Raw genomic sequence first — 9,697 nt, 5'->3', positions numbered from 1 at the left:
CGCGGCGCGGGCGGCGGGGGGGGGGGGGGGGTGGGGGGGGGTGGGGGGGGGGGGGGTGGGGGGGCGGGGGGGGGGCGGTTGCGGCGCGGGGGGCGGGGGCCCCGGGGGGGGGGGGCCCCGCGCCGGGGGCGCCCCCCCCCGGGCCTGTCACCATCAGGCAGCCGGCCACGGCGACGAGCCGCCGGGCCCGCGTCAGCGCGTCGTTCCAGGTGCTCATGTGGCGCGTCCTCCCCATCGGTGGGCCGTCAGCCGATCTGGCTCAGCAGCTTCTCGAGCGCGGCCAGGCGCTGCCGAACCTCGCCGAGCTCGTTCCGCACGCCCTTGATCTCGTCCGCCGTGGCCTGGGCGCCGGTGGCGCTGCGCTCGGCCAGCGCCCGGTAGCCCTCCTCCCGAGCCGCCGCGTACCGGGCGCGGTAGATGCCCGTCCCGATGAGACCGGCGACCACGATCATCGCCGTCACGATCACCGCCGCGGCGATGGTGGAGGTCTGTGCGATGTCCAACGCGACCTGATGGGTCATTGCTCACTTCTCCTGTTCTGCGGCCGGCCCGGAGCCGGTCAGGTTCTGTGCGGCCAGTGCGATCGCGTCCAGATCGAGGGACACCGTGAACGGCACCGCCTGGACGTACTTCACCGAGCTGCCGTCCGGTGCGGTCACCAGCTCGCCGGTCACCAGGCCGGCCGCTTCCAATTTCTGCAGGTGCATGTAGAGCAGCGGCCGGTTCATCTGCAGCTGCCGGGCCAACTCGCTGACGTAGGTCCGCTGCCGGGCCACGGCGGCCAGGATCCGCAGCCGGTGCGGGCTGGCCAGTGCGGCCAGTAACGACACGAGTTCGTCACCGGTCGGCGAGGTGCCGCTCATCCTGGTTTCCCTTCTCAATGAAGGTGTCAGATTTCTCTGACGCCCCCTGTCAGCTGAGTCTGACAGGGGAGGGCGGCAGGTGTCAACGAACGCCGTGGCGCGCGGTTCACTGACCCCAAGGCGGTAGCCAGACCTCGACGTCGGGGGCCTGCACCCGCCGGGAGGCGAGGTAGTCGCGCAGTGCCAGCAGCGCGGGATGCGGGTTGTCGCCGCGCCAGATGAGGAACATGGGGTAGACGGCCGCCGGGCCACGCACCGGTACGCGCCGCAGGTCGTAGCTGTCCGGCCACAGGTACCGGGTGCGAACGCCAGCGAGGGTCGCCAGCTCCGCGGAGTCGGCGATCTCGGCCAGCAGCGCCTCGTTGCCGAAGACCGGCCCGACCAGGTCGATGGTGAGACCGAACGCGGCAGCGAGTTCGTCGTAGTAGTCGGACCATTCGGTGCCGGGGGCCATGCCGGGCATCCATATGCGGTGCTCGGCGAGTTGCGCGGGCGTGCGGCGGGCAGGTGACGCGCGGCGACGGTGACGGCGTGGAAGGTGGCGCCGACCGTCCCCGCCTCGACGGCGGCCATCGCGGCGTGGACGTCGGCGCCGAGGGTGACGACGTCGAGCTCGATGCGGGGATGCGCGCGGTGGAAGTCCTGCAACAGCACCGCTGGTGCGATCCGTCGAATGTGCACGTCGACGCGCAGTGCCCGTCGACCCGGGCGTACGGAGGCGTCGGCGCGCGTCTCCGCCCTAAGAAGTCGCGCAAGTAGGCGGGTTCATGGCCTGAGGGTGGAGCGGGTGTCCCAGCGGTAGAGGGTCCAGGCTTGGCGGATGAGGCTTCGGACGGTGATGATCGCGTCGGCGAACTGGGTGAACACGCCGAGTTTCATCCACTCGTCGCGGCGGTTGCGGATCGTGGTGGCCGAGCAGGTCGAGTCGGCGATGGCCTCGTAGGAGCAGCCGAACCACAGCACTTGCAGAAGCCTGTCGAATACGGCAGGCGGCCGGATGGCGGGTCGGGGAGAACACCGTCGCCGCGCGGATGGCGGCCCTCGGCCTGGCCGGCCGTACCCCGCGCCGGCGGCGCAGCCTCACAAAGCAGGGCAAACGGCGGGCCGCGCCGGACCGGGTCCGGCGGCAGTTCACCGCCGTCGCACCGAACCTGCTGTGGTGCGGCGACCTGACTGAGATCACCACCAACAGCATCGTCGAATTCTACAAACGCCCGTAGACGTCACAGCCTTCGACCTCCGGCGAGCAGCCCTTGGCCGCCAGACAGGTCGGAGAATTCGACGTGCCACCGATGCCGTCCCCGTCAAATAATTCAGACCGGGTACCTGCGGTGGCCGTTTACTGCACGACTCGCGCGGGCGCGATCCTGCCCGTTACCCGATTGCCGGTTGAAGGCCGCGTGACGACACGCCAGCTAGAACTGGCTGGCGTGGAAGAAAGAGACGGCATCGCGGTCCTTCTCGCCGGACGGGTACTCCAATTTTATTGGCATTGCCTGCACCCTTCAGTCATCAATCAATGACGGAGCTCGACTCAAAGGACTCAGCCCGATAACCACACCGGGCTGAGTCCTTTGAGTCAATGGGATGCAGAACTTTTAATACATGTTAACCTGAGGCTGCCAGCTATCGTAGGCCTTCCTCATCTTGAACCACTTAACCCGCCACGTGGAGTTATTGATCACCGTGCAGGATCCGCCATAGCTGTCAGTGCTGGTGGTTGAACTGCCGCTTCCTTCGATGAGGTATGCCACTTGAACGACTTTGCCGTCATTCGTATTGTCACAGATTTCGAGTCTTGACTTGGTGGCGCCACTAGTGTAATTGGTGGCACATGTCCGGTCATAGCCGTCATACGAGCACTTGGTTGTGTCCGCATAAGCGACGCCCGGTATCGCAATCCCGGTGAGCACCATCGCGACTCCGAGCGCGGAGGCCCTGGCGGTGCGACTAAGCGTTCTCTTCATCGTTCCCCCGTCTGGCGGCATTGCCTTGTGGACAATGCGACGCATGTCCATGCATGGATCATACGGGCCCCTAGTCGCTGGGTCAACGCGTTCGACTTGGGGACGCCGGTATAGGGGCGGATCCGGCTCTGAAGCCGCCCCTATACTCGCCACCGTCAAGGAGGATCGGCGGCGAGGTTGTCAATCCCCGAGATGCGTGGAAGGTTGTTTAGAAGTCGCGCAAGTAGGCGGGTTCATGGTCGGCGAGTGGAGCGGGTGGATGACGTCTTCCTTGCGTTCGTAGCAGCGTTGGAGCCGGTTCAACGCGTTGTGCCAGGAGTTCGTGCGCTCGACGTGCCACCGCTTGGTGGCTTGGACGGGGACCTTGACGCCTTTGCGTGCGCTCTCACCGGTCAGACCGCGTTCGGCGAGGAGTTCGCGGGTCGCGGCGGAGTCGTAGCCGGCGTCCAGGTGCACGGTGATGTCCTCGGGCAGTTGACCGAGATCTTCCACCCCGACCGCGGCGGTCGCGGGTTGGCGACGGAGGCCGCCACCGCGCTGCTGGACTGGGGTTTCACCGAGTTCGGGTTGCACTGGGTCTACGGCCGCTGCCACTGTCGCAACACCGCCTCGGCCCGGCTGATGGAGCGACTCGGCATGCGCCAGGAGGCGCGCCAGGTCGAGAGTTACCTGTTCCGGGGGGAGTGGGCCGACCATCTCGTCTTCGCGATCCTGGCACGCGAGTGGCAGGCCGAGACCCGCACGCCGCCGACGTGATCGTTCACCACGGCGACGTGCGGGTCGGGTCCACACCTCAGACCTGGCGGTCGAGCCACTCCCGGTAGGCGGTGGGCGCGATGACGGCGTCGTCGCCTGCGATGAGGACGTCACCGGACATGGCGGCGAACATGCCGGCGCTGTCGTCGGTGGTGACGGTGCGCTGGTCACCGCGGGCGGCGAGCGTGACGCGCCCCAGCTCGTCGAGGGCGAAGACATCCGGGCCGGCGACGTTGCGGATGCCCTTGAGCGGCGCGCCCATGCTGACCTCGGCGACGGCCTGCGCCACGTCGGCGGCGGCCATCGGCTGCACCGGCGTGCTGGGCAGTCGGACGGTGGTGTCGTCGGCAGTCCAGGACATGATCGCCTCGACGAACTCGAAGAACTGGGTGGCGCGGACGATCGAGTACGGGATCGTACCGGCCGTGAGGATCTCCTCCTGGAGGGTCTTGGCGCGGTAGTAGTCCAGGTCGGGCACCTGGTCGACGCCGACGATGGAGAGGATCACCGCGTGGCCGACACCCGCGCGAGCGGCGGCGGCCAGCAGGTTGTCCATGGTCGTCTGGAAGAAGGCGGGCGAGGCCTCGTCGAAGGTCGGCGAGTTCGTGAGGTTGACGACGACCTCGGCGCCGGCGAGCCCGTCGGACAGGCCCTGCCCGGTGAGCAGGTCCGCCCCGGTCGACGGCGAGAGCGGCACCGCCTCGTGGCCCGCAGCCTGGAGGATCTTGACGACCTGCGACCCGATGAGGCCGGTCCCGCCCAGTACGGCGATCTTCATGCCCGTGCACCTTCCCGTTGCGTGTGGTCCGACTGCTGAGGCTCAGCCGATACTCGGACCTTCCTTGTCCGAGAACTATACTCGGACACAAAGAGTCTGAGTAACGGGGTGACTAGGGTGACGTCATGAAGATGTCCGGCGGGGTCGAGTGGGCGCTGCACTGCTGCGTGGTGCTCACCACCAGCCACACGCCCGTTCCGGCGGCCAAGCTGGCGGAACTGCACGACGTCTCCAGCAGCTACCTCGCGAAGCAACTCCAAGCGCTCGCCCGCGCCGGCCTGATCCACTCCGTGCAGGGCAAGTCGGGCGGCTACGTGCTGACCCGCGCCCCGGAGAGCATCACCCTGCTCGACGTCGTCCGGGCCGTCGACGGGCCCGGCCCGACCTTCGTCTGCACGGAGATCCGCCAGCGCGGCCCCTTCGCGACCCCGGCCGACGCCTGCACCACGCCCTGCCCGGTGTCCCGGGCCATGTGGGCGGCCGAGGACGCGTGGCACCAGGCGCTCGCCGCGGTCACCATCGCCGATCTCGCCCGCGACGTCGACGCCACCTCCGGCCCCGAGGCGCTGGTCGGCATCCAGGCCTGGCTGACCGGCGGAGCCTGACCCGACCCCGCAGAGCCGGGCGAACACGGTCAGCCGGTGTGGCGTACCTCGGTGTCCCAGATCTGCGCCCACGGACGCCGCAGCCCCCGGCACACGTGGATCGGGCCGCCGTTCTCGTCGTTGTCCACCTCGACCCGCTGGTCCACCTGCCCGGCCAGGGTGCACTGCTCGAACCACGTGTTGAGCTGGTCGGGGCGCTCCCAGCCGACCGCGATGACCACGTCCGCGTCGGCGGGCGGCCGACCGAAGTCGACCATGCTGTTGTGCCCGGAGTACGCCCGAGGCAGACCACGGGCCGGCCCGTAGCGGGCCACCGCGCCAGCCTCGCCGTAGTTGCCGGTGAGGACGACCGCCCGCGAACGCTCCGGCGGCGACAACCCACGATGGACAGCCGCGAGAGAGTCGGCGAACTCGGGCCAACCGATCGTCTCGCCAGCGTCGTAGTTGACGTCGACCACGAAGGCGGGCAACTGGTCGGCCGGCAGCACCGGCAGCAGCAGCACGACGTTGGGCAGCAGGAACGGCACCACACCCAGCGCGAGCAACCCCCGACGCCACCAGAGTGACCCGCGCGAGGCCCACGCCACGGCGACCAGCGCACCGGCGGCGGTGAGGACCAGCAGCAGCGGCGCGTCGTAGTAGCCCTTGCCGCCGGCGATCAGCACGATGCCGACCACCACCAACCACGCCCAGCCCACCGCCCGGTAGGCCCGCCACGCCGGTCGGCGGAGCAGCGCGACGAGACCGGCGATCCAGATCGGCACGGCGTACGGGCTGATGATGACGAACTGGAGCGTGAACGCGTCGAGCCGGCCACTGTAGGAGCTGTCACCGTCGGAGATGGACCCGGCAACGCCGAGCTGCGGGAAGCCGTTGGTCGCCTGCCAGATCAGGTTCGGCGCGGCCAGCAGCGCGGCGATCCCGGCCCCGGCGAGAACCCACCGGTCGCGCAGCAGCCGGCGTGGCCCGGCGATGAGCACCCCGGCGACCAGGCCCACGGCCAGCAGCGCCGGCAGCAACTTGCTGAGCATGCCCACACCGATCGCCAGCCCGATGCCCAGCGCCCAGCGGCTGTCACCGGTGCGCAGCAACCGCACCGCGCACCACGCCGCGACCAACCAGACCAGCAGGTCGATGGTGGTGGTGCTGAGCAGATGACCACTGGCGAGCACGATGCCGGAAAGCGCGGCGAGCACCGCCGCGAAGAGCTGCCCGCCCCGGCCGGCGCCCAATTCCCGGGCGATAGCGGCCACCAGCAGCACCGCGCCGCCGGCCAGCACCGCCGACGGGGTACGCAGCACCACCAGGTTGCCCGGGGCGATCGTGTCGAGCAGCCGGGCCAGCACCGGGACGAGCGGCCCCTGATCGACGTAGCCCCAGTCGAGGTGCCGACCGGCGAGCAGGAAGTACAGCTCGTCGCGGTGGTAGCCGTAACGGCCGGCGAGCAGCAGGAGCGTCACTGTGGTCGCGGCGGCCGCCAGCCACGGGCCGCGGGTACGAATGCCGGGCTCCGGCGGCCGCCCCGACGGCGGCGACTGGGTCGGCCGCTGAGGTCGGTCGATCTCGATCGCGGGCTCGCTCACCCGCTCATGATGACTGGCGGTGTCGCCGCGTGGGTGCCCCTACCGGCGTTCGGCACGGTCCCGAATGCGGGTGGCCGAGGCGGGTGCGAAGATCAGCTTTGTCACTCGGACCGAAAGGACGATATGCGCTATCGCACTCTGGGCAGCACCGGCACCGTGGTGTCCACCCTGTGTCTAGGCACGATGACCTTCGGCGCGGAGACCGACGAGGCCGGCAGCTTCGCCCAACTGGACCGGTTCGTCGAGGCCGGCGGCACCTTCATCGACACCGCTGACGTCTACTCCACCGGTGTCTCCGAGGACATCATCGGGCGTTGGCTGCGCAGCCGCCCCGACGTGCGTGACCGCCTGGTGATCGCCACCAAGGGGCGGTTCCCGATGGGTCCGGGGGCAAACGACGCCGGCCTGTCCCGGGTGCACCTCACCCGCGCCCTGGACGCCAGCCTGCGTCGTCTCGGCGTCGAGGCCGTCGACCTGTACCAGGCGCACGCCTGGGATCCGCTGACCCCGCTGCCGGAGACGCTGCGGTTCTTCGACGACGCGGTCAGCGCCGGCAAGATCCGCTACGCGGGGGTCAGCAACTTCACCGGTTGGCAGTTGCAGAAGGCCGCACTGCTCACCCAGCACCTCAACCTCACCCCGATCGTGACCCTGCAACCGCAGTACAACCTGCTGGCTCGGGACATCGAGTTCGAGCTGGTACCGGTCTGCGAGAACGAAGGCATCGGCATCCTGCCGTGGTCACCGCTTGGCGGCGGGTGGCTGACCGGCAAGTACCAGCGCGACAGCACGCCCACCGGCGCGACGCGGCTCGGCGAGAACCCGCAGCGCGGCGTCGAGGCGTACGCGGGTCGCAACGCCGAGGAGCGCACCTGGCGGGTGCTCGACGCGGTCCGCCAGATCGCCGACGACCGGGGCGTGTCCATGTCGGCGGTGTCGCTGGCCTGGCTGGCGGCCCGACCGGCGGTCACCTCGGTGATCCTCGGCGCGCGGACCACCGACCAGCTCGACGACAACCTGACCGCCGCCGACCTGGTCCTCGACGCCGAGCAGACGCGGCTGCTGGACGAGGCGAGCGCCCCGCTGGTGGGCGACTACCCGTACGGCGCGGCCGGGGTGCGTCAGCGCGGCCGTGACCTGCCGGCCGGATCATGACCTCGTTTCCCGATCCCACCGACCCGGCCGGCAGGCTCACCGAGGTCTCCCTGCGCTACCTGGACGTGGTCGCCGAACTCGCGGGCGGCCCGACCGGGGAGTGAGGCCGTCGGCTCGATAATGGGCGGATGCCGCTGCTCGTCACACCAGCAATGCCCGCCGGGAGCCTCGCCGCCCAGGAGCAACCCCACCTTCCGGTACGTCCCGGGCTGGCCCTGCGGCCGTGGCGCGACGACGACGCCCCGGCCGTCCGGGCGGCCTTCGACTGTCCGCAGATCCAACGGTGGCACGTCCGCCGCATCGACGGCGACGACGAGGCGCGGGTGTGGACGGCGCAGTGGGCCGGCCGTTGGCGTGACGAGACGGCCGCCAGCTGGGCGATCGTCGACGCCGACGACCGGCCGCTGGGTCAGGTGGGGTTGCGGGGTGTGCTGCTGGCCGAGGCGTCGGCGCAACTGTCGTACTGGTTGGTGCCCGCCGCGCGTGGTCGGGGCATCGCCACCGAGGCGTTGAGGGCACTCACCCGGTGGAGTTTCACGCGGGCCGGTCTGCACCGGCTGGCCCTGGATCACTCGACCGCCAATACGGCGTCGTGCCGGGTGGCCACGCGGGCCGACTTTCCGGTGGAGGGCGTGCTCCGGGGGTCGGTTCGCCACGCCGACGGCTGGCACGACATGCACCTGCACGCACGGCTGCGCACCGACGGCCCGATCTGATCACCCGGTCTACTCGATGGGCGGCACGGATGGTGTCGGCGTCGCACCATGCGTGTCGGCGCGTCGCATCGCCCGCGGCAGTCGCAGCGCGACGACGCCGGTAGCCACCAGTCCGCCGACTCCCGCGACCATCAGTGTCACCGGGGCGGACGTGGCGTCCAGCAGGACACCACCGGCGAGGTAGGACGTCGCGGCGGCGACCCCGATCGCACCGTACAGATTGCCGAAGACCCTGCCGAGCATGCCCGGTGGCACCGTACGTTGCAGCAGGGTGCTGGACGCGACGTCCATGGCCGCCAACCCGAAGCCACGAACGGCCTGCAGGGCGATCGCGGCGGCGACGGCCCAGGCGAGCCCGGTCAGCAGGTTGCCGACACTGCTGACGGCGAATCCCGCGGTCAGCAGCAGCGGCATCGACGCCCTGGTGCCCCACCTGGACAGCATGGCGTAACCGGCCACCAGCCCGACACCGACGGCGCCCAGCAGAAGCCCGACCGCTGATCCGCCCACGTGGAAGGTGTCTTTGGCCAGCAGCACCAGGGCCACGTCGTCGACCCCGTTGAAGGCGACCACCGCGGTGAAGCCCAGGAAGATCACCCGCACCGTCGGAACACTCAACAGATAGCCGAGGCCCGCTCTGGCCTGTCGCAGCAGGGGCGGCTGGCGCTCGTCGCCGGTCGTCGGCGGAAGTGAGGGGAGCCTCGCGAGCAGCATGGCCGAGACCAGGAACGACACGGCGTCGACGAGCAGCACACCACGCAGTCCGACCAGCGGGAACAGGGCCGCGGCGAGCAGTGGGCCGATCGCCTCTGCCGCGTTGGAGCCGAACCCGAGGGTGGAGTTGGCGGTCTCCAGGTCACGGTCATCGACGAGGGCGGGCACCGCCGCCCGAGACGCCGGCTGGAAGAGCTGCGACGCGGTGGCGCGAATCGCGACGAGAGCCAGCAACATCGGCAGCGAGGGCATCGTCAGGACGATGACGAGCAGGACCACAGCTTGGACGAGTTCGCAGACGACCATCAGTCGTCGGAGGTTGAGCCGATCAGCGAGGGCACCGGTGAACGGACCCAGCAGGGATGGCGCGAAGTCCCCGACAAGGAGCAGAAGCGCGACCGCCAGCCCTTTACCCGTCGTCTCGGCGACGTGGAAGATCAGCGCGACAAGGCTGAGTGAATCGCCCGCGTACGAGACGAGCCGTGCCGAGAAGAGCGTTCGGAATGGCCTGTTGCGGCAAAGCAGCTGGATGGGACGCAACGGAGCAGCGTCTGCCACGG

At 69.8% G+C, this 9,697-nt stretch carries 13 protein-coding genes and 2 pseudogenes; 6 read left to right on the top strand and 9 right to left on the bottom strand.

The annotated features are described in order from the left end of the window. Positions 1–245: 245 nt before the first annotated feature. From AB0B48_RS29355 to AB0B48_RS29345, 3 genes are all read right to left on the bottom strand, one after another. Positions 246–521, bottom strand: a complete 276-nt coding sequence (locus AB0B48_RS29355) for a hypothetical protein (RefSeq protein WP_357207125.1) — start codon at positions 519–521, stop codon at positions 246–248. 3 nt (positions 522–524) lie between these two features. Then, entirely contained in the window at positions 525–863 is a 339-nt protein-coding gene (locus tag AB0B48_RS29350) for a winged helix-turn-helix domain-containing protein (protein ID WP_124857925.1), read from the bottom strand. Between the two features lie 106 nt (positions 864–969). Beyond that, positions 970–1,317, bottom strand: a complete 348-nt coding sequence (locus AB0B48_RS29345) for a hypothetical protein (protein WP_357207123.1) — start codon at positions 1,315–1,317, stop codon at positions 970–972. A 53-nt stretch (positions 1,318–1,370) separates the two neighbouring features. Between AB0B48_RS29345 and AB0B48_RS29340 the strand changes: the two genes are divergently transcribed. Beyond that, positions 1,371–1,622, top strand: coding sequence for a hypothetical protein (locus tag AB0B48_RS29340; RefSeq protein ID WP_357207121.1), 252 nt, complete (start codon positions 1,371–1,373; stop codon positions 1,620–1,622). A 102-nt stretch (positions 1,623–1,724) separates the two neighbouring features. Here the strand turns inward: AB0B48_RS29340 and AB0B48_RS29335 are convergent. Then, positions 1,725–1,847 (bottom strand): annotated as a pseudogene (locus AB0B48_RS29335) (IS5/IS1182 family transposase); the annotation flags it as partial. 47 nt (positions 1,848–1,894) lie between these two features. On the opposite strand from AB0B48_RS29335, the gene AB0B48_RS29330 reads away from it, so the two are divergent. After that, complete coding sequence (locus AB0B48_RS29330; protein ID WP_357207119.1) at positions 1,895–2,083, top strand: hypothetical protein; 189 nt, start codon at positions 1,895–1,897, stop codon at positions 2,081–2,083. A 378-nt stretch (positions 2,084–2,461) separates the two neighbouring features. Here AB0B48_RS29330 and AB0B48_RS29325 read toward each other — a convergent pair whose 3' ends face one another. Then, complete coding sequence (locus AB0B48_RS29325; RefSeq protein WP_124857929.1) at positions 2,462–2,881, bottom strand: hypothetical protein; 420 nt, start codon at positions 2,879–2,881, stop codon at positions 2,462–2,464. Between the two features lie 255 nt (positions 2,882–3,136). Continuing rightward, a pseudogene (locus AB0B48_RS29320) lies at positions 3,137–3,304 on the bottom strand (IS5/IS1182 family transposase); the annotation flags it as partial. On the opposite strand from AB0B48_RS29320, the gene AB0B48_RS29315 reads away from it, so the two are divergent. Then, entirely contained in the window at positions 3,281–3,586 is a 306-nt protein-coding gene (locus tag AB0B48_RS29315; RefSeq protein WP_357207117.1) for a GNAT family protein, read from the top strand. The pseudogene AB0B48_RS29320 and the gene AB0B48_RS29315 overlap by 24 nt on opposite strands. Before the next feature lie 37 nt (positions 3,587–3,623). On the opposite strand, the gene AB0B48_RS29310 is transcribed toward AB0B48_RS29315, so the two are convergent. Next, positions 3,624–4,364, bottom strand: a complete 741-nt coding sequence (locus AB0B48_RS29310; RefSeq protein WP_357207115.1) for an NAD(P)H-binding protein — start codon at positions 4,362–4,364, stop codon at positions 3,624–3,626. A gap of 125 nt (positions 4,365–4,489) precedes the next feature. Here AB0B48_RS29310 and AB0B48_RS29305 point away from each other — a divergent pair, with 125 nt between their 5' ends. After that, positions 4,490–4,969 carry an Rrf2 family transcriptional regulator gene (locus AB0B48_RS29305; RefSeq protein ID WP_208741183.1) on the top strand — a complete coding sequence of 160 codons (480 nt, stop codon included), beginning with the start codon at positions 4,490–4,492 and terminating at the stop codon, positions 4,967–4,969. Between the two features lie 29 nt (positions 4,970–4,998). Here the strand turns inward: AB0B48_RS29305 and AB0B48_RS29300 are convergent, their stop codons facing one another. Further along, positions 4,999–6,552 carry a glycosyltransferase family 39 protein gene (locus tag AB0B48_RS29300; protein WP_357207113.1) on the bottom strand — a complete coding sequence of 518 codons (1,554 nt, stop codon included), beginning with the start codon at positions 6,550–6,552 and terminating at the stop codon, positions 4,999–5,001. Positions 6,553–6,675: 123 nt separating this feature from the next. Between AB0B48_RS29300 and AB0B48_RS29295 the strand changes: the two genes are divergently transcribed. Both AB0B48_RS29295 and AB0B48_RS29290 read left to right on the top strand, forming a co-directional pair. Next, the gene (locus AB0B48_RS29295) at positions 6,676–7,707 is read left to right on the top strand and encodes an aldo/keto reductase (RefSeq protein WP_357207111.1); all 1,032 of its coding nucleotides are present in this window, start codon (positions 6,676–6,678) and stop codon (positions 7,705–7,707) included. 128 nt (positions 7,708–7,835) lie between these two features. Then, positions 7,836–8,423 (top strand): GNAT family N-acetyltransferase, encoded by a 588-nt coding sequence (locus AB0B48_RS29290; RefSeq protein WP_357207109.1) that lies wholly within the window; start codon positions 7,836–7,838, stop codon positions 8,421–8,423. A 9-nt stretch (positions 8,424–8,432) separates the two neighbouring features. Here the strand turns inward: AB0B48_RS29290 and AB0B48_RS29285 are convergent. After that, positions 8,433–9,697, bottom strand: a 1,265-nt coding sequence (locus AB0B48_RS29285; RefSeq protein WP_357207107.1) for an MFS transporter, incomplete at its 5' end; no start/stop codon positions are given.

Source organism: Micromonospora sp. NPDC049089, assembly GCF_040648775.1.
In the GTDB taxonomy this organism is placed as follows: Bacteria; Actinomycetota; Actinomycetes; order Mycobacteriales; family Micromonosporaceae; genus Micromonospora.
Note: the sequence above shows the minus strand (reverse complement) of the source record. Positions and strands in the feature narration are given on the sequence as shown.

Bases quoted from the DNA above. Each gene is read 5' to 3' on its own strand.
- AB0B48_RS29295 (WP_357207111.1), top strand. From the start codon at position 6,676: ATGCGCTATCGCACTCTGGGCAGCACCGGCACCGTGGTGTCCACCCTG.
- AB0B48_RS29290 (WP_357207109.1), top strand. From the start codon at position 7,836: ATGCCGCTGCTCGTCACACCAGCAATGCCCGCCGGGAGCCTCGCCGCC.
- AB0B48_RS29350 (WP_124857925.1), bottom strand. From the start codon at position 863: ATGAGCGGCACCTCGCCGACCGGTGACGAACTCGTGTCGTTACTGGCC.
- AB0B48_RS29330 (WP_357207119.1), top strand. From the start codon at position 1,895: ATGGCGGCCCTCGGCCTGGCCGGCCGTACCCCGCGCCGGCGGCGCAGC.
- AB0B48_RS29345 (WP_357207123.1), bottom strand. From the start codon at position 1,317: ATGGCCCCCGGCACCGAATGGTCCGACTACTACGACGAACTCGCTGCC.
- AB0B48_RS29310 (WP_357207115.1), bottom strand. From the start codon at position 4,364: ATGAAGATCGCCGTACTGGGCGGGACCGGCCTCATCGGGTCGCAGGTC.
- AB0B48_RS29305 (WP_208741183.1), top strand. From the start codon at position 4,490: ATGAAGATGTCCGGCGGGGTCGAGTGGGCGCTGCACTGCTGCGTGGTG.
- AB0B48_RS29325 (WP_124857929.1), bottom strand. From the start codon at position 2,881: ATGGACATGCGTCGCATTGTCCACAAGGCAATGCCGCCAGACGGGGGA.
- AB0B48_RS29355 (WP_357207125.1), bottom strand. From the start codon at position 521: ATGACCCATCAGGTCGCGTTGGACATCGCACAGACCTCCACCATCGCC.